Annotated in this window: 23 protein-coding genes; 5 read left to right on the plus strand and 18 right to left on the minus strand. The window is 59.5% G+C overall.

Annotated features, from left to right (window positions below; translation table 11 throughout):
• Positions 1-30 precede the first annotated feature (30 nt).
• The 3 genes from RYB66_RS15705 to RYB66_RS15715 are packed head-to-tail and all read left to right on the plus strand — an operon-like array spanning position 31 to position 5,341.
• On the plus strand, positions 31-1,218 hold the full coding sequence (locus RYB66_RS15705) for an efflux RND transporter periplasmic adaptor subunit (protein ID WP_316894834.1): 1,188 nt from the start codon (positions 31-33) through the stop codon (positions 1,216-1,218).
• Positions 1,215-2,306 carry an efflux RND transporter periplasmic adaptor subunit gene (locus RYB66_RS15710; protein ID WP_316894836.1) on the plus strand — a complete coding sequence of 364 codons (1,092 nt, stop codon included), beginning with the start codon at positions 1,215-1,217 and terminating at the stop codon, positions 2,304-2,306. Before RYB66_RS15705 ends, RYB66_RS15710 begins: the two co-directional genes overlap by 4 nt.
• A complete protein-coding gene (locus RYB66_RS15715; RefSeq protein WP_316894838.1) occupies positions 2,303-5,341 on the plus strand; it encodes an efflux RND transporter permease subunit in 3,039 nt (1,012 codons plus the stop codon). The genes RYB66_RS15710 and RYB66_RS15715 overlap by 4 nt, the downstream gene beginning before the upstream one ends.
• 4 nt (positions 5,342-5,345) lie before the next feature.
• Here the strand turns inward: RYB66_RS15715 and RYB66_RS15720 are convergent, their stop codons facing one another.
• The 5 genes from RYB66_RS15720 to RYB66_RS15740 form a co-directional block, all read right to left on the minus strand.
• Positions 5,346-6,191, minus strand: a complete 846-nt coding sequence (locus RYB66_RS15720) for an amidohydrolase family protein (RefSeq protein ID WP_005780088.1) — start codon at positions 6,189-6,191, stop codon at positions 5,346-5,348.
• A gap of 51 nt (positions 6,192-6,242) precedes the next feature.
• Positions 6,243-7,529, minus strand: coding sequence for an MFS transporter (locus RYB66_RS15725; RefSeq protein WP_010199124.1), 1,287 nt, complete (start codon positions 7,527-7,529; stop codon positions 6,243-6,245).
• 50 nt (positions 7,530-7,579) lie between these two features.
• Positions 7,580-8,311: a GntR family transcriptional regulator gene (locus tag RYB66_RS15730; protein WP_316894840.1), complete on the minus strand. Its 732-nt coding sequence runs from the start codon at positions 8,309-8,311 to the stop codon at positions 7,580-7,582.
• A 142-nt stretch (positions 8,312-8,453) separates the two neighbouring features.
• Positions 8,454-9,104 carry a hypothetical protein gene (locus RYB66_RS15735; RefSeq protein WP_016982205.1) on the minus strand — a complete coding sequence of 217 codons (651 nt, stop codon included), beginning with the start codon at positions 9,102-9,104 and terminating at the stop codon, positions 8,454-8,456.
• Entirely contained in the window at positions 9,091-10,449 is a 1,359-nt protein-coding gene (locus RYB66_RS15740; protein WP_005780080.1) for an AAA family ATPase, read from the minus strand. Before RYB66_RS15740 ends, RYB66_RS15735 begins: the two co-directional genes overlap by 14 nt.
• A gap of 247 nt (positions 10,450-10,696) precedes the next feature.
• Between RYB66_RS15740 and RYB66_RS15745 the strand changes: the two genes are divergently transcribed.
• Both RYB66_RS15745 and RYB66_RS15750 read left to right on the plus strand, forming a co-directional pair.
• Entirely contained in the window at positions 10,697-11,893 is a 1,197-nt protein-coding gene (locus RYB66_RS15745; RefSeq protein ID WP_316894842.1) for an MFS transporter, read from the plus strand.
• A gap of 225 nt (positions 11,894-12,118) precedes the next feature.
• Positions 12,119-12,865 (plus strand): hypothetical protein, encoded by a 747-nt coding sequence (locus tag RYB66_RS15750; protein WP_005745663.1) that lies wholly within the window; start codon positions 12,119-12,121, stop codon positions 12,863-12,865.
• 51 nt (positions 12,866-12,916) lie between these two features.
• On the opposite strand, the gene RYB66_RS15755 is transcribed toward RYB66_RS15750, so the two are convergent.
• The 13 genes from RYB66_RS15755 to RYB66_RS15815 form a co-directional block, all read right to left on the minus strand.
• Entirely contained in the window at positions 12,917-13,636 is a 720-nt protein-coding gene (locus tag RYB66_RS15755) for an alpha/beta hydrolase (RefSeq protein ID WP_316894843.1), read from the minus strand.
• Positions 13,637-13,711: 75 nt separating this feature from the next.
• A complete protein-coding gene (gene gspD, locus RYB66_RS15760; protein ID WP_005745666.1) occupies positions 13,712-16,039 on the minus strand; it encodes a type II secretion system secretin GspD in 2,328 nt (775 codons plus the stop codon).
• A complete protein-coding gene (locus RYB66_RS15765; protein ID WP_002553956.1) occupies positions 16,039-16,569 on the minus strand; it encodes a type II secretion system protein N in 531 nt (176 codons plus the stop codon). The genes gspD and RYB66_RS15765 overlap by 1 nt, the downstream gene beginning before the upstream one ends.
• Entirely contained in the window at positions 16,566-17,177 is a 612-nt protein-coding gene (gene gspM, locus RYB66_RS15770; RefSeq protein ID WP_005745668.1) for a type II secretion system protein GspM, read from the minus strand. The genes RYB66_RS15765 and gspM overlap by 4 nt, the downstream gene beginning before the upstream one ends.
• Entirely contained in the window at positions 17,152-18,234 is a 1,083-nt protein-coding gene (locus RYB66_RS15775; protein ID WP_005780074.1) for a type II secretion system protein GspL, read from the minus strand. Before RYB66_RS15775 ends, gspM begins: the two co-directional genes overlap by 26 nt.
• Positions 18,231-18,965: a general secretion pathway protein GspK gene (locus tag RYB66_RS15780; RefSeq protein ID WP_004665668.1), complete on the minus strand. Its 735-nt coding sequence runs from the start codon at positions 18,963-18,965 to the stop codon at positions 18,231-18,233. The genes RYB66_RS15775 and RYB66_RS15780 overlap by 4 nt, the downstream gene beginning before the upstream one ends.
• Positions 18,962-19,594 carry a prepilin-type N-terminal cleavage/methylation domain-containing protein gene (locus tag RYB66_RS15785; RefSeq protein ID WP_002553960.1) on the minus strand — a complete coding sequence of 211 codons (633 nt, stop codon included), beginning with the start codon at positions 19,592-19,594 and terminating at the stop codon, positions 18,962-18,964. Before RYB66_RS15785 ends, RYB66_RS15780 begins: the two co-directional genes overlap by 4 nt.
• Complete coding sequence (locus RYB66_RS15790; RefSeq protein WP_005745670.1) at positions 19,591-19,962, minus strand: type II secretion system protein; 372 nt, start codon at positions 19,960-19,962, stop codon at positions 19,591-19,593. The genes RYB66_RS15785 and RYB66_RS15790 overlap by 4 nt, the downstream gene beginning before the upstream one ends.
• Positions 19,962-20,396 (minus strand): prepilin-type N-terminal cleavage/methylation domain-containing protein, encoded by a 435-nt coding sequence (locus tag RYB66_RS15795; RefSeq protein WP_002553962.1) that lies wholly within the window; start codon positions 20,394-20,396, stop codon positions 19,962-19,964. The genes RYB66_RS15790 and RYB66_RS15795 overlap by 1 nt, the downstream gene beginning before the upstream one ends.
• 8 nt (positions 20,397-20,404) lie before the next feature.
• A complete protein-coding gene (gene gspG / locus RYB66_RS15800; protein ID WP_002553963.1) occupies positions 20,405-20,836 on the minus strand; it encodes a type II secretion system major pseudopilin GspG in 432 nt (143 codons plus the stop codon).
• 25 nt (positions 20,837-20,861) lie between these two features.
• A complete protein-coding gene (gene gspF / locus RYB66_RS15805; RefSeq protein WP_002553964.1) occupies positions 20,862-22,064 on the minus strand; it encodes a type II secretion system inner membrane protein GspF in 1,203 nt (400 codons plus the stop codon).
• Complete coding sequence (gene gspE, locus RYB66_RS15810; protein ID WP_004665672.1) at positions 22,061-23,785, minus strand: type II secretion system ATPase GspE; 1,725 nt, start codon at positions 23,783-23,785, stop codon at positions 22,061-22,063. Before gspE ends, gspF begins: the two co-directional genes overlap by 4 nt.
• An 83-nt stretch (positions 23,786-23,868) precedes the next feature.
• The gene (locus RYB66_RS15815; RefSeq protein WP_005745674.1) at positions 23,869-24,096 is read right to left on the minus strand and encodes a hypothetical protein; all 228 of its coding nucleotides are present in this window, start codon (positions 24,094-24,096) and stop codon (positions 23,869-23,871) included.
• Positions 24,097-24,354 lie beyond the last annotated feature (258 nt).

Here is a 24,354-nt window from a genome sequence, read left to right on the forward strand (position 1 = left end):
GTTTCTTTGATCGGGCAGTGCTATTCGTTGATGACTTTTCCCTTTGCAACGCGCTTGCGTTGGTACTGCCGTGCTACCGGAAATGTCCGGCTATCGCACCTCATACCTGTTCAGCCCGGCCTGGTGCTGGGGTTCATTTCACTGCTCTCGCTCAGCGCTTGTTCCGCAGGGAAACCTGCAGAAAAGGCGCTGGTGCGAGTCGAGGTACAGCCAGTTGCCTTGGTGGACGTCTCAAGCAGTGTGACGCTGACAGGCGATATCCAGGCGCGCAAAGTAACCGAGCAAGCGTTTCGCGTGTCGGGCAAGCTGATCAAACGCTACGTGGATGTCGGGAACCGCGTGCGTGCCGGGCAAGTGCTTGCCAGGCTGGACCCGCAAGAACAGAAGAACGAGCTGGCGTCGGCCAATGCCGAAGTCGCCATGCGACAGTCGCGCTTATACCTCGCCGAACAAAATTACCTGCGTCAGCAGTTACTGCTGCCCAAGGGCTATACCAACCTCAGTGAATACCAGAAGGCACGCTCCGGCCTTGAGAGTGCGCGAGCTGAATTGGCAGCGCTGCAAGCTCAACAGGCCAATGCACGTGATCAAGTCGGTTACACCGAACTGCTCGCAGTAGCTGATGGCGTCATCACTGCACGGCATGCCGAAGAAGGTCAGGTGGTCCAGGCCGCCGCACCGGTGTTCAGTGTCGCTCACGATGGCGAACGCGAGGCCGTATTTTCCGTGTATGAATCGCTGCTGCGCTCCGATCAGACAGGCACCACGGTAATCATCAGCCCTATTGCTCAGCAGGGCATTCAGTGGACCGGCATCATCAGGGAAATCACGCCCATCGTTTCCGCCGCTAACGGCACATTGCGAGTGCGCGTTGCGCTGCCGGACGTCGCCGTTGCACCTGCACTCGGCTCAGTGGTCAGCGCCCGCCTGCAGGTTCGGTCACAACGGGCGTACGCTCTGCCCTGGTCAGCGCTGAGCCGCGCCAAGGGTCAACCGGCAGTCTGGCATGTGGACGCTCAGGCAAGGGTCAAGCTGACGCGGGTCAACGTGCTGCGCTATGAACAGGGCCAGGTGATCGTTTCCGAGGGGCTGTCCGAGGGCGATCGGGTGGTTTCCCGAGGGCTGCAGTTTCTCTACCCGGGGCAACGGGTCGAGGTCGCCGAGCGAGTGCCAGTCGAGGTGGTCGTCTCGTTGGCGTCATTGGCACCAGGGCAATGAGCAGCACACCTGCAGAACCACGACCGACACATGCTTGCTGGCTGCTCTGTTTGCTGATCATGACGCTGCCGGGCTGCCGCGACAAACCGCTTCGCGAAGCGGTCGAGCGGCCCGTGCTGTTCACCGAAATTGCCGATCAGCACAGCGCCTCTTATGCACGCTTCGCCGGAGTCATCCAGCCGCAATACGAGGTAGCACTGGGTTTTCGTGTGGCCGGACGACTGGCAACCCGGCATGCAGAGGTCGGTGACCGAGTGCGCAAAGGCGATCTGCTCGCCACGCTGGAGCCAGGCGATCAGCAACATCGTTTGCGTGCCCGCCAGGCAGAACTCGGCAGAGCCCGGTCTGCCTGGCAGCAGGCGCGCGATGAGCAAACGCGTTACCAGCAACTCTACGAGCGCGGTATCGGCTCGCGGGCGCGTCTGGACCAGTTGAACAGTGAAGTACGCACTCAGGACGCACTTCGCAGTCAGGCCAGCATTGCGCTGCAACAAGCTACTGACCATGTGTCCTACACGCGCCTGTCAGCCGAATTCGACGGCCTGATCACCGAATGGCAAGCCGAAGTCGGTCAGGTCATCGCGACCGGTCAGGCAGTGGTCAGCCTTGCGCGTCCGGAAAGCCGCGAAGCAGTGGTCGATTTGCCGCTGGGAGCACTGGATGACAATCAGCGCATCAGGGTGATTTCGCAACTCGATGAGCAAGTCTCAGTGGCCGCAAAAGTCCGCCAGCTTGCACCGCAAATCAACGCCGAAACCCGCACTCAACGTGTCCGTCTGGCCTTGCAGCACATGCCCGACAGCTTTCGTCCGGGCTCGACGGTCACGGTCGAAATCAGCGGCGACGCACCGCCGTTTCACGAGCTGCCCGGCAGCGCCGTTGTGGAGCGCGACGGCCTGTCTCAGGTATGGGTCATCGACCCATCGACCTCGACACTCGTTGCGCGCACGGTGCAGGTACTGACGCGCACGGGCTCGAAGGTACGGATCAGCGGCGAGCTGCACGAGGGCGAAAAAGTGGTGACTGCCGGCGTTAACGGCATGCAGTCCGGACAGAAAATACGCATGCAGCGAGAGGTCAGTTTGTGAGGGAGCGTTTCAATCTGTCGGCCTGGGGGCTCAGGCATCGCACGCTGGTCTGGTACATGATGTTCGTTTCACTGCTGATGGGCAGTTGGTCGTTTCTGAATCTGGGCCGCGAGGAAGACCCTTCCTTTGCCATCAAGACCATGGTCATTCAGGCGCGTTGGCCGGGTGCTACGTTGCCCGACACCTTGCAACAGGTCACCGACCGGCTGGAAAAGAAGCTCGAAGAAATCGACGCGCTGGATTACGTGAAAAGCTACACGCTGGCCGGCGAATCGACGCTGTTTGTCTTCCTCAAAAGCGAGACCCGTAGCGCCGACATCCCGGCAGCGTGGTATCAGGTACGCAAGAAGATCAGCGATGTACGCAGCGAATTGCCCAGCGGCATTCAGGGCCCTGCATTCAACGACGAGTTTGGTGATGTGTTCGGCAGTATCTATGCGTTCACCGCTGACGGCCTGTCGTTCCGCCAGTTGCGCGATTACGTCGAACAGGTGCGCGCCGATATCCGCAGCGTGCCCAACCTGGGCAAGATCGAGCTGCTCGGTGCCCAGCGCGAAGTCATTTATCTGAATTTTTCGATCCGCAAGCTCGCGGCGTTGGGCATCGATCAGCGCCAGGTGCTGCAAAGCCTGCAAGCGCAAAACTCGGTAACGCCCGCCGGGGTGATTGAGTCAGGCCCGGAACGCATTGCGGTACGCGCCAGCGGTCAATTCAGCAGTGAAGAGGACCTTGAGGCCGTCAATCTGCGCTTCGGCGAGCGGTTCTTTCGCCTCAGCGATCTGGCGACTATCGAACGCCGCTACGCTGACCCGCCCTCCTCGCTGTTCCGTTTCAACGGCCAACCGGCCATCGGGCTTGCGGTGGCCATGAAGCAAGGCGGCAACATTCAGGCATTCGGTACGCAGTTGCAGCAGCGCATCGACCAGCTGACCACCGAGCTACCGTTGGGCATCGACGTGCATCTGGTGTCCAGCCAGGCCGACGTGGTTGAAAAAGCCATCGGCGGCTTCACCCATGCACTCTTTGAAGCAATCCTGATTGTGTTGGTCGTGAGCTTCATCAGCCTCGGCATTCGCGCAGGTCTGGTGGTGGCCTGTTCGATCCCACTGGTGCTCGCGCTGGTCTTTGTGTTCATGGAGTACAGCGGCATCACCATGCAGCGCATCTCGCTGGGTGCGCTGATCATCGCCTTGGGGCTGTTGGTGGACGACGCAATGATTACCGTCGAAATGATGGTGACCCGCCTGGAAAGCGGCGATTCGTTGCCACAGGCCGCGACCTTCGCCTATACCTCGACGGCCTTCCCGATGCTGACCGGCACGCTGGTGACGGTTGCCGGTTTCGTGCCCATCGGCCTGAATTCCAGTTCAGCGGGCGAATACGTGTTCACCATGTTCGCAGTCATCGCAGTGGCGCTGTTGCTGTCCTGGCTGGTGGCGGTGCTGTTTGCGCCACTGATTGGCGTGCACATTCTCAAGGCGTCGGCGCCGCATGCCGCGCCGGGGCGCTGGATGCGCGGTTTCAGCGGCCTGCTGGTCAAAACCCTGGAGCACCGCTGGTGGGTGATCGGCATCACGTTACTGATGTTCATCGGCTCACTGTTTGCCACCAGAATGCTGCAGAACCAGTTCTTTCCGGACTCCGACCGCCCAGAAATTCTGGTGGATATCTATATGCCGCAAAACGGCTCCATCGAAGGCACACGCCAGACCATGGATCGCTTTGAGGCCACGCTCAAGAACGATCCCGATGTGCTGCGCTGGAGTTCCTATGTAGGCAAAGGAGCGGTGCGTTTCTACCTGCCACTGGACCAGCAACTGAGCAATCCCTTTTATGGGCAACTGGTGATCGTCAGCCAGGGCGGCGCAGCGCGTGATCGCCTGATCGAGCGTCTGCGCCAGCGCTTTCGTGACGATTATGTCGGGGTGGGCGGCTACGTCCAGCCACTGAACATGGGGCCGCCAGTGGGCTGGCCGGTGCAATACCGGGTCAGCGGCCCGGACATCGAACAAGTGCGCAGCCAGGCGATGGCACTGGCGGCCATCCTCGACGCCAACCCAAACATCGGCCAGGTCATCTATGACTGGAACGAGCCGGGCAAAGTGCTGAAGATTGATATCGCGCAGGACAAGGTGCGTCAATTCGGCCTGTCTTCGGAAGACGTGGCGCAAATCCTCAACAGTATGGTCAGCGGAACGACCATCACTCAGGTGCGCGACAGTACCTACCTGATCGACCTGGTCGCGCGCGCAGAAAACGATGAGCGCAACTCGGTACAAAGCCTCGGCAACCTGCAGATCCCGACACCCAACGGTGCGAGCGTGCCGCTGCTGGCGTTCGCCACGCTCAGCTACGAGCAGGAACAGCCGCTGGTCTGGCGTCGCGACCGGCTGGCGACCATCACCCTTAAAGCCAGCGTGCTCGGAAAACTGCAACCGGCCGCGCTGGTCAGGCAATTGAAACCGGAAGTCGACGCCTTCAGCGCCAGCCTGCCACTACGCTATTCGCTGGCTACTGGTGGTGCGGTCGAGGCCAGCGCCCGCTCGCAAGGGCCCATATTGAAGGTCGTGCCACTGATGTTGCTGCTGGTGGTGAGCTTTTTGATGATCCAGCTGCACAGTGTCAAAAAACTTCTGCTAGTGGTCAGCGTGGTGCCGCTCGGCCTGATTGGCGTGGTCGCAGCGTTATTGATATCCGGCTATCCGCTGGGCTTCGTCGCGATTCTTGGCGTGCTGGCGCTGATCGGCATCATTATTCGCAATTCGGTGATTCTGGTCACACAGATCGACGAGTTCATCGCTGCCGGTGAGAGTGCCTGGACATCGGTGGTCAAGGCCACCGAACATCGCTGCCGGCCGATTCTGCTGACCGCAGCAGCCGCAAGCCTGGGCATGATCCCGATTGCCCGCGAGGTGTTCTGGGGCCCGATGGCGATCGCCATGATCGGCGGTATCGCCATCGCCACCTTGCTGACGTTGTTTTTTCTGCCTGCGCTGTATGTGGTGAGCTACAGGATCAGGCCGCCTGCGGCTTAGCGGGTCAGATTTCGATTGGCAGAAAATCGAACAGCGCCTGAGGAGCCTCGACCAGCAACATGTTTTTGAGCGGTTCCGGGCACTCAAGCGCCCGGAACTGCTCGACCACACTGGCGTAACTGACCTCTTGCTCATGCTGGGTGTGTGGCCAGTCGCTGCCCCATACCAACCGGCGCGGACCAAAGCTTTGCAGCAGCAGAGGCAATGCAGCGTGGGCAAACGCCGCATTTTGCTCGGCAGTGCCGTCCAGTCGATAAATTGCCGAGACTTTCATCCACAGCTGCCCGCTCAGGCCCAATTCCAGCAATGCCTGGAACGCCGGGTCATCAATACCAAGGCGCGCATCGGGTCGACCAAAATGGTCGATCACAATCTTGCAACCGAATGGCAGCAACTGCCGGATCAGCCCCGGCAAGTCCGCAACCTCACGGTGCAGTTCAACATGCCAACCAAGGGTCCAGACGTTCTTGAACAACGACTTCCATTCAGGTGCGGTGAAGTCAGGCAATGCCCTGCCGATGAGGTTCAGGCGAATACCGACAATGCCCAGCCCCGCCATACGCTGCAAGGCACCACGGCTGATATCGGTATCAACCACCGCCACACCGCGCAACCGATCAGGGGCCTGCGCCAGAGCGTCGAACAGAAATCGGTTATCGGTGCCCAGAAAACTGGGCTGCACCAGCACGCCATGACTCAAACCATGTTCGTGCAGGTGGGCCAGATACGCTTGCACAGTGGCATCGTAGTCCGGGCTGTAACGTCGTCCTGACGTCAGACTCAAATCCTTGCTGAAGACATGAGCATGGGCATCAATGCCCAGGATTGGCGTGGTACAGGGGTCGGTCATGAGTTCATCTGTAGTCAACGCAGTGCCGTAACACCGCGGGTGAAAGGATATTCAAGCCTGCTGCGCTGCGCCCTTATCCAGCGGGTCGGCAGCAATCAGCGTGGCATCAAGATTGCGTCCACGGGTTTCCGGCAGGCAGAAAGCAGCCACCATCGCCACGCCATAGGCAATACCGGCATCGATGCCGATGGCAGTGCCCAGCGACATCGATTCGCTCATATGGCCCACCAGAAACGGGAACACCGCCGACAATACGCGCCCGAAGTTGTAGCAGAAGCCAACCCCTGCCCCACGTACGTCTGCCGGGTACAACTCGTTGAAAAACGAACCCAGGCTGGCCGGAATGCCAGCGGCGAAGAACCCCAGTGGAAAGCCAAGAAACAGCATTTGCGTGTTGCTCAACGGCAGCATCAGATAGCACTGCACCGTGACCACGCAGCACAGCGCGAACAGCATGATGTTCTTGCGTCGGCCAATGCGGTCGATCAACAGACCGCTGCATACGCAACCGCACCAGAATGCAACGATAATGACCGCCAGATAGCCGCCGGAGCTCAGCACTGACAGGTTACGTTCGGTCTTCAGAAAGGTGGGCAGCCACGTCATGACCGCGTGATACCCGCCGTGCGCACCAAGGCCCAGCAAGCCGCCAAGCAAAGTGACGCGCAATAATTCGGGGCGAAAGATTCCGGCCATCGACTTGAAGAAATTACCCTTCGGCGCAGCGTTTTTCTGCATGCGCTGGAAGCTGTCCGGCTCCTCGACGTTGCGGCGCACCCAGATAATCATCAGTGCCGGCAGCAGGCCAACGAAAAACATTACCCGCCAGGCAATATCCTCCGGCACAAACGAATAGATCAGGGTAAACAACACCACCGACAGCCCCCAGCCGACAGCCCAGGCGCTTTGCACCGTTGCCATGACCTTGCCGCGGTAGCGCGACTGGATCGTTTCGGCCATCAACACCGCGCCTGCCGCCCACTCACCGCCAATGCCAAAGCCCTGCAGCGCTTTGATGATCAATAACTGATTGAAGCCGGCCACGAAGGCAGACAGAAAGGTGAAGAAGGAAAACCACAGGATCATCCATTGCAACGTGCGAACCCGGCCATAGCGATCCGACAACGTTCCGCCGACCCAGCCACCCAGTGCCGACGTCACCAACGTCACGGCGCTGATAAACCCTGCGTCGCCTTTGGTCAGGGCAAAGGCGGCAATCAAGGCAGGGATGGCCAGACCGAACATCTGCACTTCCAGAGCGTCCAGCGACCAGCCGCCGAAACAGGCCCAGAAGGTCTTGCGCTCCTTGGGAGTGACTTCGCGATACCAGTTGAACATGGCTTCCTATCCTTATGAGCGTCGAATGAGTCGGGGTGATTGCAGTGCGCTCAGCGAATTTCCACGCTGTAGCGGAAATGGCTGGCGTGCCCTCGTGAACGTCGCCACTCCAGAGGTTCACCGGCGTAATTACGCGCCAGTCGTTCAATGACCACTACCGGGCTGCCGGCCGAAACCTGCAGCAACCGGCCGTACACCTCGTTGACCGCTTCAGCCGTCAGGCTCTCTTGCGCATAAGCCACAACCTGACCGCAAGCCTCTTCATAGATCGGATAAAGCAACGGCCCCTGAGTATCGAGATCCAGATCCAGCAACGCCTGGAAGCGGATCCGAGGCAGCCAGATTTCTTCAGCCAGCACCGGCTGACCATCCAGCAAGCGCAGCCGGATCATCCGAATGACCGGCGCATTGGCCACCAGACCCAGCGCCTGACTGACCGCTGAAGGCGCAGCCACAGGCTCTATTGATAAAATCCGGCTTTCCGGCACACGGCGCTCGCCCGCTTCGGTCTGAAAACGGAAAAAACGAAACAGCGACGACTGAAACCCGGCACGCCGAATAAACGTGCCACGCCCCTGCTGGCGCTCCAGAACGTTGTCGCTGACCAGCAGATCAATGGCCTTGCGCACGGTGCCGGTGGACAGGCAATACTCAGCGGACAGCGCCGCTTCAGTAGGAATGGCTTCACCCGGACGCCAACGATTATTGGCAATCTGTTCGGCCAGACTGTCGCGCAGGCGTTGATAAAGCGGAAGGCGTTCGTCGCTGGAGAGCTTGTTCATTGTTGTAGTTATCCAGTCATATATATGAATATTTGAGCGGATTATTGGCACGTCGCCGTTGGGCGTCAAGGGCCGATAGTCAGGACGTCAGATCAAGGATATGAATTCAAAAGGTTTCTTGGTGGTGCGGAAATAGCCTTGGTCAACGCTGACGAGCGCGTTGGATGCCGATAATTACATTCACCAAAACCGGAGAAAAGGGCTGAAGAAACTGCTGAGCATCTACCTCAAGCAGGTCATTTTTTAACAGATCGAGAACATCATCTTCCTCAATAAACAGCTCAGCAGGGTCAATGCTGCAAGAAAACAGCAGCGCATCAATCATCTGCTTGCGCTCTCCCACAAGACCCCGGTTCGACTCATGGGTATCGCCTAAATTGAGCACGTTGATACTTGCGCACGCCCGAAGCGTGGTGCCTGCCACCAGGCCCGAAAGCTCAAACTGCAACTCTTTTTCACATTCGATCATCAGCGGCGTAAGCGGCAAAAGCTGACGGCCATGAGCCTTGTCACACCGCTTGGCGTTAGTGCAGCTCGCGACAATATTGCCGAAATCCAAAGTGCGATGCGGTGCTAGATGCTGCGCTTCAACATGTTCATTGCAGGCACTGCCTTTCTCTGCGGTGATCCTGCAGCAGCAATAGGCGCACAAGCCATGCTGCTCAGTGACACAGGCGTGGCGAATGGCATCCTTTATATCTTCATGCCCCACCAGGTCGCCGTATTTCTTTCCCTTGTTCGCGCGCTTCCATTTTTCCAGCACCGCGAGACTTCCCTTTTCAATCTTTCTCACGGCGCACTTCCAGCTTACGAATCAGCAGCGAAGCTTTCGCCAGTTCGATGTGATTTGCAGGTAGTTCGTCAGTCAACCCTGCGTAGAGCGTCCGAGCCTCATCGAGCTCTCCTCTCATCAAAAAGTGCTGCAGTTTATCCAGAACTGTTTGAATCTCCTCATTTCGAATATCAGTGTCCATGACACTCGACAGCACCTGATTGGCATCAAGGCCATAAAGACTGTCCTGCTCATGTAACTCGCCATTGTCCATGACGTACACCAGCACATCCTTGCTGTCGCTGATGACCAACGGCGAATGCGTGGTCAGGAGGAACTGGCAATTGGGGAACGTTGTAGTGAGTTGTGCGATGAGACTGCGTTGCCATTTGGGGTGCAGGTGCAGATCAACTTCGTCGATCAGGACGATGCCATTGCCGTGTAATGGGTTTTCCAGCGCCGGGTTCATCATGGCGAGGCGTCTGGCGATGTCGCCGACGAGCGCCATCATCGATTTTTCGCCTTGGGACAGCTGGGATACGTTTAGCGTCTTGCCTTCTTTATCAATAGCCATGTGCAAGCGCGGCTTACGCTTGACACGCAGTTTTGTGAAACCTGGCATGAACGCCTCAACCGCAGTTCTGACCGCAGTCAGCTGGCGGTCACGTGAAGAGGCATGCTCCCTGGTCAGCACTTTCCAGAGTTCTGTATCAATCAAGATCTTTTGAGACAGCTCATTCAGCAACTCTGTCGAGATACCCGTTTCATTCTCGCTGTCTTCGCGCTCCCGAAACCACTCGAAAAAGCGGCGAAAATCCACGCCACGCCCCAAGGCGTTGTCGTAGCCGTCGAGTTGATCAAAGGTATGTCTGGCGTGGACTTTGAGCGGTATCTCGATGACAGAGCGCTCGACGGGGTAGAAAGCCAGAAGAGGAAGAGACGTATCACTTTTTTCAGTCAACTTTGAGCGATAGCCATCAGCAAGTCTGTTGAGCTCGCTTAATACTGTGGATGAGGTGGCGTTTCGGCCTTTCCGAGTAGCGGTAATTGCCCATTCAGATTCAAGTGGATTGATCTCGTCATCCGAAATCAACACATCCTCTATCCGAATGGTAATCGAGGAGGTAGCGGTGCCGTTCTGAACCATACCCTCATCGATACGACTGCCAGCACCTTTCGGCGTCCTGACTCTCGCCACCAACCAGCTCAACGATGTAGCGACAGACTTGAGCAGCGTAGTCTTCCCCGCTCCATTATTGCCGACCAGCACGGTCACCTTCGACGCATATCTTTCGGTAGGCGCCAGAGCGACTTCAAGATCGCTGAAACGCCCCACATTAACGAGCCTGAAGCTTTTGATTTCCATGAAGGTCTCTGAGGGGATTGATCCAGAACACACTGACGGTCGGCATTATGGCACTCCTGCACGCTCCGTGAAGACCTCGCCATAAAACGACTTACATCAAATCATCATTCCTGGAAATATCCTGTATCAACTCGCCGCACCTACTTAATCCCCGACAAAACCGTTAGCCTGCTTGCCATCAGTCAAAAACCCGTCTGACAGATGCGCCTCGCGTGCCTGTCAGGTATACGCTCAAGCGAGAATCCTCATGCCCCACTCGTCCCACGCGGCGCACAAAGCCGTGAGCATGACCCCGGCCATGGTCATGCTGTTTGCCTTCTGCTGCGGCGCGATTGTCGCCAACATCTACTATGCGCAGCCGATCATCGAGCTGATTGCCCCGGACATCGGGCTGTCGAGTACGGCGGCGAGTCTGATCGTTTCGTTAACGCAGATCGGTTATGCGCTGGGCTTGTTCTTTCTGGTGCCACTGGGGGATTTGCTGGAGAACCGCAGGCTGATGCTGATCACCACTGCGGTTGCGGTGCTCAGCCTGCTGGGCGCTGCGTTTGCCGAGCAGCCGAATCTGTTTCTGCTGGTGTCGCTGCTGGTGGGTTTCAGTTCGGTGTCGGTGCAGATGCTGATCCCGCTGGCGGCGCATCTGGCACCGGAAGAATCCCGCGGCAGAGTGGTGGGCGGAATCATGGGCGGGCTGTTGCTGGGGATTCTGCTGGCGCGGCCGATTGCCAGTCTGGTGGCCGACCATTTCGGCTGGCGCGCAGTGTTCGGGGCAGCTGCCGTGGTGATGATCGGTATCAGTGTGGTGCTGGCAACCACCATGCCCAAACGCGTTCCGGATCATCGTGCATCCTACGGCCAGTTGCTGTTCTCGCTCTGGACGCTTTTGCGCACCCAGCCGGTGCTGCGCCAGCGGGCTCTTTATCAGGCATGTATGTTCGCGACCTTCAGTCTGTTCTGGACCGCCGTACCCCTGGAGCTGTCACGCAATCACGGGCTGTCGCAAAGCCAGATCGCGATCTTTGCCCTGATCGGCGCAATCGGTGCCATTGCGGCACCCATCAGCGGACGCCTGGCAGACGCCGGTTACACCCGCATCGCGTCTTTGGGCGCACTTCTGTTCGGTGCACTGAGCTTTCTTCCGGGCCTTATTCATCCTGCCTACAGCGTGATAGGCCTTGCGGTAACGGGCGTGGTGCTGGATTTCTGCGTGCAGACCAGCATGGTGTTGGGCCAGCGAACCGTCTATGCACTGGATGCCGCCAGCCGCAGCCGGCTCAACGCCCTGTACATGACCAGCATTTTCATCGGCGGCGCGATTGGCTCGGCGGTGGCCAGCCCGTTGTTTGATCATGGCGGCTGGACCTGGGTGCTGATCGCAGGCACGGTGCTGCCGTTGACTGCCTTGCTGGCGCTGCTCAGGGATCGATCCAGGCAGAATGCGTAAACGCTGCACTTTGTAACTGATTTGCAGGATAATGCCGCGGCGATGGCATGGCTCATCGCCCTTCTGGCTCTCTCGCACCTCAAGGCTCGCGTATCCGGCACCTCTGGATCTGCGCGATTGAACACGGATTGTACAGACGCCTCATCCCAAGGCCCCGAATCCGCCGATACTGCTTTTCAAGCGCATCGGTACGCACTTGCGCAACCCGAACAAGGCAAAACAGCAATGGACGCAGCACCACGAACAAGCAAAATTTCCGCGATTTTCGCCAGGATATCGCTCGGCATCAGCGGCATGATCGGGGCTATCTGGAGCATCTTCACCTACCTTTTCCCGGACCCGGCCGTTCTTGGCCTCAGCATTGACTTCATCAACTGGAAGACACTGGTCATTATCGTCGGCACCGGTATGGTGATAAGCGGGCTGTACATCGCAATCATGGCCAGAAAGCTTCCATCGCCGCTCAAGCTCGGCGTGTGGCTGGCGCTGTCACTGTTTCTCTGCGCGGTGTTCTTCAAACTGGGCGGCGAATACGCTAAACCTTCGGTCGATTTCGCCCGCGGTCAAACACTGTTCACCGAGAATGAAAGCGCCAACCTGTTCGGCAAACGCTCCGAGACGGTCGACAACGTGAGTATGGAGTTGCTGGGTTGTGATCAGAATGGCCAGTCGCCTACCTGCATGCTGGAGCTGACCAACAAAAGTACAGACCGCGACTTCCGTTTTCTGAACCCGATCAGCCTGTTCGAAGAAACAGGCGGCGCTCTGGGCCTTTCGCAACTGCGTGTCGGCGATGCGAAATACGACCGCTGGGACAGCTTCCAGTTGATCCGTAACGTCCCTACCCGCGTGACGCTGATCTTTGAAGCGGCCAAGGGCCGGGTCAAGCAGTCACCTGCTTTGAAGCTGACCTTCCGTGATCGCGAGAACAAGGACAACGTGCTCAAGTTCAACGAGGTCAAGGTCAATTAAGTAGCAAACATAGAGGGTGCGTCGTCTTGAGTATGACGACGCACGTATTCGCTACCGGACTGACTGCTGCAGCCAGTTAGCCAGGTCAATGACTTCGGCTTCGTTGATGCTGTGCCCCAGCCCTTCATACCCATGAAATTGCGGTGACAGGCCAAGCGACTTCAGCGTGGCTTCGGCTTGCGGGCCGCTGGCGTAGGCCACCTGGCGATCCTGTACCCCGTGACCGATGAAGACGTTCAGTCGCTTGAGGTCATCAGAGACTTTTAGCTCGGACTGCACCACCGGCAACAACCGCCCGCTCAACGCCGCAATCCCCCCTACCAGCTTGGGCTGACGCAGGGCGACTTCGTAGCTCATCATCGCGCCCTGGCTGAACCCGACCAGAAACACCTTGCCCGGCTGCGTGTGGAACTTGCCGGTGGCCTGGGTGATGAATGCGCTCAACTGCTTGCCGCTGCTCTTGAGGTCTTCGGTCACGCCATCGTAGTCAGGCACGCCTGGTTTCTGGGTGAACCACTTGTAACTGTCAGCGCGCAACTCCGCTGGAGCCTGCACCGACAGGTAGTTGTAATCGGCCGGAAGATGTTCCTTGAGCCCGAACAAGTCAGCCGCATTACTGCCGTAGCCATGAATGAAGATCACCAGCGGCCGGTTCGGGGTTTCGACGTTGACCTGTGCCAGGTAATCCAGCGGCAGATCAGTGTGCAGGGTGTCCTGCGCCTGCGCCATGCCGGCAACGGCAAACAGCAAGGCAGTGAAAAATTTCAGCATCGGTTCATGACCTCTGTTTGACGCTGCCAGCAAGCAGCGTCGTGAGTGGGCTCGGAAGCAGAAACTGACACAGCCTCAGTTCTGCATGCTGGTCCGCGAAACTTCCGGCTTGATCAACTGCATCTGCTGACGGTAGTCATCCGTCACCTGACGTGCCTGGCTACTGCTGGTGATGACTCGCGGCGTGATCAGCACGATCAGCTCGGTACGGCCCTTGGACTTACTGGTACTGCCGAACAGCCACCTCAAGCCCGGAATGCGTCCCAGATACGGCACAGCGTTGACCGTCTCGGCGTTATCCTGCTTGATCAAACCGCCCAGCAGCACGGTCTGGCCACTCTGCGCGGCCACCTGCGTAGCGACAGAGCGCGTGGAGATACGCGGATTGCCGTTGGCGTCGTTGTTAGTGGAATTGGTGTCGGCGCTACTGACCTGCTGCTGAATGTCCATGTACACCAGTCCGCCCGGATTGATGCGCGGCACGACGTCGAGAATCACACCGGTCTGCACATATTCGACGCTGCTCAATGTGGTGTTGGTGGAGGTGTTAGTGTTGATCGAAGTCTGGCTGATCGGGATGTTGTCGCCGACCTGAATCTGCGCCTGCTGGTTGTTCATCACCACCAGCGATGGTGCCGACAGGACCTGGGTTCGACCATTGGTTTCCAGCGCACGTAAGGCGACCTGCAAGTTGTTGCTGACAAAGGAGTAGAAGAACGCGTCAGTAGAAGCAAGCGCAGCCCCGCCGGTACCAATCGCACCCTGACTGCCCGCAGTGTTGGTAACGTTGCCGGTTGTACCCGAGTTGCCCGCCAAGCGTCCCAGATACCACTGCACGCCCATGTCCAGCTCGCCAGTCAGCGAGACTTCCAGAATGCGCGTCTCGATTTGTACTTGTAGCGGCGGATTGTCGAGGCGCTTGATCGCCGACTCGATTTCCTTCCACTGCGCCGGACGGGTGCGTACCAGCAACTGGTTGCTGCTCTTCTGCGCAGTGATGCGCGTGCTGGCGTCCAGCGACTTGCTGTTGCCGTTCGCGCCTCCACCTTCCTGGCTGGCCGAATCCGATTCACCGCCGCTCTGATCGTCGCTCTCGGATTCACTGTCGCCACTGTTCTGGCTGTTGTTCATGCCCTGGCTGTTGCCAAAGCCGCCGCCATTACTCATGCCACCGCCGTTGCTGCCCAGCCCGTTGGAACTGCTCATGCCGCCAACACCGCTGCCGCCATTGGAGTTGAGCGATGACAAGGTGGTGGTGCGCAGCCCCGGCGCGACCTTGGCTGCCGAGTCTTCCTTGATGGCACCCGACCCGTAGATCTGCCGCAGGTATTTGGCCAGATCGGTAGCTTTCATGTTGCGCACGTCGTACACGTACATCTGCGGCTCGTTACCGCCGCCTTCATCGATGGTATGAATCCACTCGCCGACTTCGCGCAGGTATTCAGGCTGCGAGGAAATCGCCACCACCGAATTGGTCCGCTCGATCGGCAGGAAACGCACCATGCCCGCCAGCGGCATGCCGCTCTCCGGACCGAACATTTTCTGCAACTCAGGCATCAGTTCACCGACCGAGGCACGTTGCAGACCGAATACGCCGACCGACATGCCCTTGAGCCAGTCCACATCGAACGTGTCGATGGTGTCCTGATAGTTGGACAGCTCTTCGGGCGTACCCGCCAGGCTCAGTACATTGCGCGCCGGATCAACCAGCAGGAACGCGTTTTCCCGGGCGAACGGCTTGAGCAGCTTCTGCATTTCGGTCGCCGAGATATAACGCAACGGAAACAACCGCGCCGACATGCCCGCCGACGGTTGCGCCACCGGCATTTCCGGCACCAGCTTGCCGGCAACGGCCTGATTCGAGGGCAGGATCACATAGCGATTGCCCTGTTTGATCATGGCGTTGTCGGTCCAGGACAGCAACGTTTCAAGAATCGACAACGCTTGCTGCTTGTTGACCGGCTTGGAGGTCGAGAAGCTGACATCGCCCTTTACACCTTGGGCAATGCTGTAATTCTCGTGCAGCAGATCACCCATGATGCTGTTGATCACCGCCTGAATCGGCTGATTGGTGAAATTGAAGACGATGTCACCGGTTTCGGCCGGACGCGCCGCCGGAGCAGCAGCGGGCTGGCGGATGAAACGCTGGTTGCCCTTGATGATCTGGCGCTGCGGCGAGCTCGCCGGTTGCTGTGAAGGTGGCTCGACTGGCGGTCGTTCGCTGCGCGGGTCTACCGGCGGGCGTTGTGAACCGGTTCCCTGGAGCGCTTCCTGCAGCATGCCATTGTCGGGATCGAGAGTGTCGGGCTTTGACGCGCAGCCGCCTAGGGCGACGGCGGTAGCCAGGCAAAGCAAGGGTGTGCGCAAGGTAGCGATGGCAGAAACTCCAGAAAAGGTACCCATCACAGGGTGGAATCGTTGGTTAAGGTAATCGGCGGTGTACTCGACGGCGGCGGCAGACGCAACGCGGGCAGGCGTAGCATTTGCGTACGGCCATCGAGTTGAAAGGTGGCCTGGGTAGGCTCCAGACGGTCCAGCGTCCAGCCGTTGGGCAGGCGATCGCCCTGACGGATCTTCAACGCTGGACCGCTGGCTTGTTTGATCAGTGCGACACGCAGCGAGCCGTCCATGATCACCCCGGTCAGGGTCAGGCCGGCCAGGCTAGTGGCCTGCGCGTCGGCTTTGCGAACCGCCACATCCGGGCTGCGGTCAGGACTGAACAGCGGGGTTTTCCAGGTATTGGCCAGGCTGTCCAGCGTCGCCGACGGCGCATTGTGGGTCTGCGCCTTCTGATCGATCGGGTTGCGCGGTGCCTGCTCCGGCAGCCAGTCGGGCGAGTGTGCAGCGCCACTGAAAATCAGGGCGATCAGCCCCGCCAGCAGCGCGGCCAGAGCCAGTAGCGACCACTCCAGCGGGCGTAAGGAACCGATCATTGCTCACCCTCCCCGGCGCTGGCCGGTTGCAGGTAGCCGCGCACCAGCAGGTGCACCACCAGTTTGCCGGCGGCACCGCTGGCCGGAGCATTGGCATCACGACGCATACTCATCTCGTCAATGAACAGAAACGGGCGCTGGTACTCCAGCGCATGCAGAATGGCCGTCAGTGGTTCGATGGCGCAGTTCAGGGTCAGGCTGACCTTGACCTGCCGATACGGCTCGGCGCTGTCCTGCTCTGGCGTGATCGGCATGCGTTGGGTCAGCTCGCAGCCGCCGCCGGTGCTGGCCTGACTGCTGATCAGGTCGGCAATACGCTGCATCAGATCCGCCGCCACAGCGCTCGGGTCTTCGCCCGGCAACAAGCTGGTGCTGCTGGCCGGGTCACGACGGGCCTGTTCCAATTGCTCACGCAATGAGTCGCCCTGCTGCAGAAGGCCGGCGTAACGCTGCTGCTGTTCGCGCAACTGGTCGGTCTGCTCGCTGATGTCGCGCAAGGGTCCGGCGAACCAACTGTCGATCAACAGCCAATAAGCCAGGCACAGCACCAAGGCAAGAATCATCAGGGCCGCGCCCCGCCGCTCACGGCTTGTCAGTGGACGGCGCATCGGCGTTCTCCTGATGCTGGTTCTGGTGCAAATGGGCACGCAGTGAATACTGATCCTTGCCGGTCTTGGTGTCGGGCTGGATCACGCCCTGAAACTGCGCGTTGTCCAGACTGTGACAATCCTTGACGCGGCCGATCAGGGCACTGGCCTTGGCGCTTTGCCCGGAAAACGCAACTTCGGCGCTGTCACTGATTTCCAGATGCTCGATCCAGGTGTCCGAAGGCAGGCAAGCGGTCAATTCACTGAGCAGCGCCGACAGCGGCGGTTGCGCAGCCTTGCGGCGGATCAGGTAATTGGCTGCGCCCAGCGTGTTGGTCAACTGTTGACGCAGCTGTTGAATCTCACCCACCTGGGCCTTCTGCGCCTGGACACTGGCCTGCATGTCATCGAGCAGACTCTGCCGGTCATTCAGCCACAACAGCATGGCGCTCAGCAGCAAACCGGCACACAGCCAGAGCAGCCAGCGCTGCAAACGATGACCGGAGTGCGATTGCTGCGGGCGCAGTGGCATCGGCAACAGATCGATGCCCATGCGCTGCCCGGCAGTCCCCATGTCAGTGACGACATCTACCGCATCGGGACGCAAACCGCGCTCGGCGCACTCACTGAGTATCGCGTCCAGCCGCTCGCGCAATATCGCCACCAGTGTGACCTGCACAAAGCTGGCGCTGCGACTGTCCTGACGGGCCACAAAATACAACTGGCCAGCGTCGAACGGGGTGAAGCGGTCCAGCTCGTAACCGACGACAGTCGACAGATTGCGCGCCGCGGCAGCTGGCAGTTGCAGGGGCTGCACCAGCACCGCCGACGCTGGCAGCAACAACACGCGTCGTGCCTGAGGCGATGCATCGGGCAGCGGCTCGACCAGCGGCCAGAAGTGCGCCTGCTCCAGGGTCTCGCGGCCCAGCCAGCGACGCACACGCGGCGGCAGGCAGGCGCGAAGCTCCGCGACCCACCATTGCCAACCGTGTTGCGCCGGACTGCCACGCCACTGCCGGGCGACCTGTTCGCGTAACGCGTAGACAGGCGCCAGACGTGCAGAAACTGATGAATTCATTCTTGCCAACGCAACACCCTGTAGGGCTGTGCGCCTCCCTCCGATGGGCTCAATAAAACAGTGGTTTGTAACAGGGCAGTCACACCGCCCGGTCGTTCTGCGCGGCTGTCGATGGCCAGCACTTCACCTGGATCGGCCCCGACCGCGCTCTGGTTCGGCAGGTTCAAGGCCCGTCGCAGCAACGCCGAAGCGAATGCCGGGTCGGGCCGATCCAGGCCGCTCCATAATGTTATTTCCGGCAGCAGCCGGGCATAAAGCGCCTGACTCATGCCCGGCAACTGGCGTACTTCCTCAACCACCCGCAACGGTGACTGACCGCCGTTGCGCTGCTCTTCCAGCACCTGGGCAATACCGCTGGCCTGATTCTTAGCTGCGCCGCAGGCCTGCAACAGCCGCGATATATCCGCCACCGGCGCGCTGTTGAGGTCCAGCTTGCCGCGCTCGCTCCTGATGCTGACGAGCAATTGCGTATCATCCATCCGCAACGACACCAGACGCCCATCGGCAATCCAGCGTTTGCGCTGCGCAGGATCAAGCAAACCCTGCACAGCCATATTCATGCCAGCTTCGGCGGCCATCAGTGCCTGAGTGTTCTGGCGCAACCAGAGTGCCTGCCGGCTTTCCAGTTGCACCCACCCAGCCAGCCCGCCGAGCAGCAGGCTCAACAGCGCGAGCACCCAAAGCACCACCAGCAGCGCAACACCACGCTGCTGTCGACTGGCTATATTCATTCGCCGCCCGCCCCACCGGACAGGTCCAGACGCAAAGCGACTACTTCAGGAACCCACTTCACCGCCCCGCTGGTCTTCAGGTCGATCCTTACAGCACCGGGCAAACGATTCGGCCAGGGCCATTCGGCCATCCAGCCTGTCGGCTTGCCCTTGGGAGTCAGCCCGCGATAACTGAACGTCAGTGACTCGACGTTTTGCAACAACACCTGAGGCTCACCCCACGGTTTCAGGGCAATGCCGTTTGCACCAGACTGGACCTGAGCAAAAGACACTTGCAAAGACCGATGGCCTTGCGGCCCTCCAAGTTCCAGGCTGTGCACCTGTATGCCACCGCCCAGCTCACCGGGCAACGTGGCGACAAAGCGCAACTGCTGCGCCGAGCCTTCAAAAAAACCGCTGTTGACGTCGTCTTCGGCAGACGTATCCAGCGGCAGGGCCTGACCAATCGAGCTACGCAGAAACGCCTGCGCGGCGCGGACTTCGTCCAGGTTCACGGTGTAACGTTCGGCCTTGAGCACCGCACGGTTGGCACCCAGCAGCGCCCCCGCAACCAACACCAGCAGCACGCCCAACAGACTGATCACCAACAGTACTTCCAGCAGCGTGAAACCACGTTGGGTACGGGTCATGATCCGGCCCCGCTGACAGCGCCGCGCAGTTTAAGCGTACTGAACTGCGCTTTGCGCTGGTGCTCGCTGAGCATCAGGTCGAGGCGAAACATCCGTGCCTCACCATTGGCACCCGACAGTTGACGGATATCCAGGGTCCAGTCGATGCCTGCGAGTGTTCCCTGACGCGTACCGTTTTCCAGTAGGCCAGCGCTTTCCTGATCCATAATCGTGCGTGCTGCATGGCTGATCCGGTCACTGCGCGACACCTGTTGCAGGGAGCGGGCGCTCTGCCCGAATGCAACCAGTAGAACGCCGCTGCACACTGCCATGACGGTCAATGCAGCAAGCATCTCCAGCAGGGTGAACCCCGACTGCGATGTTTTCATTAAAGCGACCGTACCTGAACGCTACCGGTCAGCCAGCCAATATCAATACGCCAGCGCCGGTCGCCGTCGGCGACAACCACGTTGCCGCCACTGGAACCGCCATCCGGGTAGAACTCCACGGACGAGCCGAGATCCGACGCGGTCTGCATGGTCACATGCAGATTTTCAGGCCAGTGCACCTCACGCTTGCCGGGCGCCTTGAAAGTCGCCTTGCGCAGATTGAACTCGGTGCGCGCAGGCTGACCGGTAACAATCGCGCGCACTCTGGTTGCCCTTAGCGCCTCGACCATGTCGCCGACCGCGCGTCGCTCACTGGCGGTACTCAAACCCTGTTGCAGACCGAAACCCACCAGACCGACGGCAATGCTCATCAACACCAGCACTACCAGCATTTCCATGAGGGTAAAACCCCGGCTTGCGACAGGCGTTCTCATGCTGAACGTTACTCCCAGTTGCCCAGGTCGGCGCTGTACCCTTCGCCGCCCGGCTGACCGTCCTGGCCGTAGAAAATCAGGTCGAAACTGCCGTGCTGGCCCGGGAAGCGGTAGCCGAACGCGTGGCCGAACGGGTCTTTAAGGTCCGAAGGCTTGGCGTAAGGGCCATTCCAGTTCGAGGCGTTGCCCGGTCTCTCGGTCAATTGCTGCAAAGTCTTGGGTGGCGAACCGACGTCCAGCGCATAGCTTTCGATCTTCATGCCCAGGCTGGCCAACTGAGCCTTGCCTGCGCCGTATTTGCCCTTGTCGACGTTGCCGCCCACCTGACGCACGACGATGGTCGCAACGATGCCCAGCAATACAATAACGGCGAGCATTTCCAGCAAAGTGAAACCGCCCTGTCGGCGTGCGGGTTTGAAGCGTGTGCGGCTAAAAGTCATCGGAGTGGTTTCCTCTTTCATGGATTCAGATATTGCTGGTCAGGCTCATCAGCGGCAGCATGATCGCCAGCATGATCACCGCGACCATGCCCGCCATCACCACCGTCAGCGCCGGTACGAGCGCGGCCAGCATGCGGTCGATACCGCGCTTGGCCTCGACGTCGAACACATCGGCGACCTTCATCAGCATGGTGTCCAGTTCGCCCGCCTGTTCGCCGACCTCGATCATTTGCAGCGCCAGATCCGGCAGCAGCGGTTGCGCGCCGAACGCACTGGCCAGCGTGCCGCCGCCCTTCACCGACTCGGCAGCCTGCTCCACCTGCGCCTGCAAGGCGCGGTTGGTGCAGACCTGGCGAGCGATCACCAGCGCCTGCAACAACGCCACTCCATTGGTCAACAGCGTGCCAAGCGTTCGAGTCAGACGCGCTGCTTCGATGCGTTGCAGCAAGGGACCGATTACCCGAATGCCGAGTATGCGGCGGTCGCGGCGTTCACGGCGCTGTGGGTCGCGCATGCGAATGGCCATGCCCCAGATCAGCGCGATCAGGCTCGCCAGAACAGCCAGGCCGTAGTTGCTCAAAAATTGTCCGAGGTTGAGAATGACCTCGGTGATCAACGGAATCGGCACGCCGAGATCCTTGAAGATCGGTACGAACTGCGGCACTACATAGGCCAGCAACAGGGCCAGCGAGCCCAGTACGCCGACCACTAGAAAGGCCGGATAGATCAGCGCGTTGATGACCTCGCCACGCAGCAGTTGGCTACGTTCAAGGTAATCACTCAATTGACGCAGCGTGCTTTCCAGCGCGCCCCCGGCTTCACCGGCGCGGACCATGCTTATATAAAGTGGCGAAAACTGTGTGCCCTCTTCTTCCAGCGCAACGGACAATGGCTTGCCGGCCTTGACCTGTTCGCGGATGCGCTCGATCAATGCCTTGGTCTGCGGTTGTCCAGGCTGTTTGAGCAGAATTCCAAGAGATCGTTCCAACGGCTGTCCGGCACCGAGCAACGTTGCGAGCTGCTGCGTGAAACTGACCAGCGCTGCCCCATTGAGCAAGCCGCTGCCCAGTGCGCGGCGCAACCCGCCCATACCGGCCGCGTCAATCTGCAAGACCATCAGGCCACGTTTTTGCAGCGCGGCGATTGCAGCATCCTGGTCGCGGGCTTCCAGCGTGCCGTTCTGCGGCGCACCTTGAGCATCCAGTGCGCGGTACTTGAACAGGCTCATGTGCCTTCACCTCGGGTGACGCGCAGCACTTCCTCCAGCGAGGTCACCCCGGCCACGGCCTGGCGCAGGCCCTCTTCATGCAGCGTGCGCAAGCCGCCACGTCGGGCAGCCTCTTCCAGCGTCGAAGCGTCGGCGTGGCGCATCAACAGACTGCGCAGCTCTTCGTTCATAACCAGCAACTCGGTGATTGCACTGCGCCCCCGGTAACCGCCGCCAGGTGCATCGGCACGCGGGCGATACAGGCGAATCGGGCGTTCGTCAGTGAAGCGCTCCAGCCCGTGCTCGGCAATCAACTCCGGCGGCGCATCGAAGGCTTCACGCGTTGCCGGATCAAGACGGCGGACCAGACGCTGGGCCAGAATGCCGTTGACCGTCGAGGCGATCAGGTAGCTTTCGACGCCCATGTCCAGCAGACGGGTAATACTCGCCGCCGCACTATTGGTGTGCAGGGTCGAGAGCACCAGGTGACCGGTCAACGAGGACTGAATGGCGATGCGGCAGGTTTCCAGGTCGCGCATCTCACCGATCATGATGACATCCGGGTCCTGACGCACGATGGAGCGCAGTGCCCCGGCGAAGTCCAGGCCGATGGAAGGCTTGACCTGAATCTGATTGATGCCCTCGAGCTGATACTCGACCGGGTCTTCGACGGTGATGATCTTGCGCTCGGCGGTATTGAGCCGTGAGAGCGCAGTATAAAGAGTGGTGGTCTTGCCGGAGCCGGTCGGCCCGGTGACCAGCAGAATGCCGTGCGGACGCTCCAGCACGTCGAGAAATTCATCCAGCCGCTCGCCGTCGAAACCCAGGCTGGGGAAATCGAAATTGATGGTCTGCCGGTCCAGCAAACGCATGACCACCGATTCGCCGAAGCTGGTGGGCACCGTAGACACCCGCAGGTCCAGCTCCTTGCCCTGGATGCGCAGCATGATCCGGCCATCCTGCGGCAAACGACGCTCGGCGATGTCCAGCCGCGCCATGATCTTCACCCGGGAAATAACCGCCGCCGAAGAACTGGACGGTGGCGCTTCGGCCTCATGCAACACGCCGTCGATGCGATAGCGCACTTTTAACTGGCTCTCGAACGGCTCGATATGAATGTCTGACGCACGCTGTTCGACCGCGCGTTGCAGAATCAGGTTGACCAGACGAATGACCGGCGCTTCGGAGGCCAGATCCTTAAGGTGCTCGATGTCTTCCAGCGAGCCGCCCTCCTCATCCAGGTTCTCGATCAGGGTGCCCATTGCCGAGCGACCCTGTCCGTAATAACGCTCAATAAGGGTTTCGACTTCATTGCGCGGCCCGATGGACAGCCGCACCGGCACTTCGCAGGCATAAGCGATGGCCTGGAACGGGTACAGCGTACCGGGGTTGGCGCTGAGCACTTGCAGCCCTTGATCGCTCCAGCCTACGGGCACGACTTGATAGTGGCGCATGAAGCGCTCGGTCAAAGGCGGCAAGGGGTCGAGCAGCGGCGGCACAGCGTCAGCAAGTAGCAGCGGTGCCTGCAACAGGGCTGCCCATGCGCGGGCCAGTTCAAATTCGGAAACCAGACCCAGACGAGTCAACAGCCCGAGCAGCTCGGTGCCTTCAGACTCTTGCTGCAAACGTTGCGCCCGCTCCAGATCGGCCATTTTCAGACCCGCGTGCTCGGTCAGCCAGGCGCAAACCTGCGCGGCATCCGGAATGAGGAGGCGGGAAACATCGACGGGAACTGGCGGCATGAATGAGGGCATTTTGCTACTTCGGAGGGACATGTTACAGCACTCTCCGACTGGAAAGTGCTGTGCTCAAAGGCTTCAAACGATCAATTTGACTGCTTTTGAGGGGTTGCGTTCTGCGGGCGACCACCTTTTGTCGTTTCGGTCTTCTGGTTTTGCGCCTTCTGCGCTGCCTTGGCGTCCTGGGTCTGAGTCATGACCGTCGAATCGCTTGCACCGGATGTTGCATCGTCATCGGTCGCTTCAGCGGCAACTACTGCACCACTAAGGGCCAGACCCAGAACAACGCCCGCACTGATTACAGAGAATTTCATCGTAGTTAACTCCACAGAAAAAAGAAGTGAATTCTGCAAAAGGCAGAAATCGGATAAAGACCGGGCAAGAAATAGCGTACAGCACGCATCGCAACTTGCGAGCTGTCTTTCTTCGTCCTGAAAAATCTTAAACCCATCGACCAGTAGGTTTAACAAGAGTTCCTAAATTGTAAAGAAAAAATACGAAATGAAAGAAAAATACGCTTTTATTTGACATTTATGCCTTGTTTTAGGGTTAATTGTAACGGTTTTGAGATT

The sequence above is a fragment of the Pseudomonas syringae group sp. 243L2 genome, assembly GCF_032587875.1.
GTDB lineage: Bacteria > Pseudomonadota > Gammaproteobacteria > Pseudomonadales > Pseudomonadaceae > Aquipseudomonas > Aquipseudomonas amygdali.

Excerpts from the sequence above, each read along its gene's own strand:
- gspG (WP_002553963.1), bottom strand. The coding sequence starts at position 20,836 with ATGACTTTTAGCCGCACACGCTTCAAACCCGCACGCCGACAGGGCGGT.
- RYB66_RS15740 (WP_005780080.1), bottom strand. The coding sequence starts at position 10,449 with ATGGAAATCAAAAGCTTCAGGCTCGTTAATGTGGGGCGTTTCAGCGAT.
- gspM (WP_005745668.1), bottom strand. The coding sequence starts at position 17,177 with ATGCGCCGTCCACTGACAAGCCGTGAGCGGCGGGGCGCGGCCCTGATG.
- RYB66_RS15775 (WP_005780074.1), bottom strand. The coding sequence starts at position 18,234 with ATGAATTCATCAGTTTCTGCACGTCTGGCGCCTGTCTACGCGTTACGC.
- RYB66_RS15815 (WP_005745674.1), bottom strand. The coding sequence starts at position 24,096 with ATGAAATTCTCTGTAATCAGTGCGGGCGTTGTTCTGGGTCTGGCCCTT.
- RYB66_RS15725 (WP_010199124.1), bottom strand. The coding sequence starts at position 7,529 with ATGTTCAACTGGTATCGCGAAGTCACTCCCAAGGAGCGCAAGACCTTC.
- RYB66_RS15790 (WP_005745670.1), bottom strand. The coding sequence starts at position 19,962 with ATGAAAACATCGCAGTCGGGGTTCACCCTGCTGGAGATGCTTGCTGCA.
- RYB66_RS15755 (WP_316894843.1), bottom strand. The coding sequence starts at position 13,636 with ATGCTGAAATTTTTCACTGCCTTGCTGTTTGCCGTTGCCGGCATGGCG.
- RYB66_RS15780 (WP_004665668.1), bottom strand. The coding sequence starts at position 18,965 with ATGAATATAGCCAGTCGACAGCAGCGTGGTGTTGCGCTGCTGGTGGTG.
- gspE (WP_004665672.1), bottom strand. The coding sequence starts at position 23,785 with ATGCCGCCAGTTCCCGTCGATGTTTCCCGCCTCCTCATTCCGGATGCC.
- RYB66_RS15765 (WP_002553956.1), bottom strand. The coding sequence starts at position 16,569 with ATGATCGGTTCCTTACGCCCGCTGGAGTGGTCGCTACTGGCTCTGGCC.
- RYB66_RS15795 (WP_002553962.1), bottom strand. The coding sequence starts at position 20,396 with ATGAGAACGCCTGTCGCAAGCCGGGGTTTTACCCTCATGGAAATGCTG.
- RYB66_RS15750 (WP_005745663.1), top strand. The coding sequence starts at position 12,119 with ATGGACGCAGCACCACGAACAAGCAAAATTTCCGCGATTTTCGCCAGG.
- gspD (WP_005745666.1), bottom strand. The coding sequence starts at position 16,039 with ATGGGTACCTTTTCTGGAGTTTCTGCCATCGCTACCTTGCGCACACCC.
- RYB66_RS15710 (WP_316894836.1), top strand. The coding sequence starts at position 1,215 with ATGAGCAGCACACCTGCAGAACCACGACCGACACATGCTTGCTGGCTG.
- RYB66_RS15730 (WP_316894840.1), bottom strand. The coding sequence starts at position 8,311 with ATGAACAAGCTCTCCAGCGACGAACGCCTTCCGCTTTATCAACGCCTG.
- RYB66_RS15705 (WP_316894834.1), top strand. The coding sequence starts at position 31 with ATGACTTTTCCCTTTGCAACGCGCTTGCGTTGGTACTGCCGTGCTACC.
- RYB66_RS15745 (WP_316894842.1), top strand. The coding sequence starts at position 10,697 with ATGCCCCACTCGTCCCACGCGGCGCACAAAGCCGTGAGCATGACCCCG.
- gspF (WP_002553964.1), bottom strand. The coding sequence starts at position 22,064 with ATGAGCCTGTTCAAGTACCGCGCACTGGATGCTCAAGGTGCGCCGCAG.
- RYB66_RS15720 (WP_005780088.1), bottom strand. The coding sequence starts at position 6,191 with ATGACCGACCCCTGTACCACGCCAATCCTGGGCATTGATGCCCATGCT.
- RYB66_RS15785 (WP_002553960.1), bottom strand. The coding sequence starts at position 19,594 with ATGACCCGTACCCAACGTGGTTTCACGCTGCTGGAAGTACTGTTGGTG.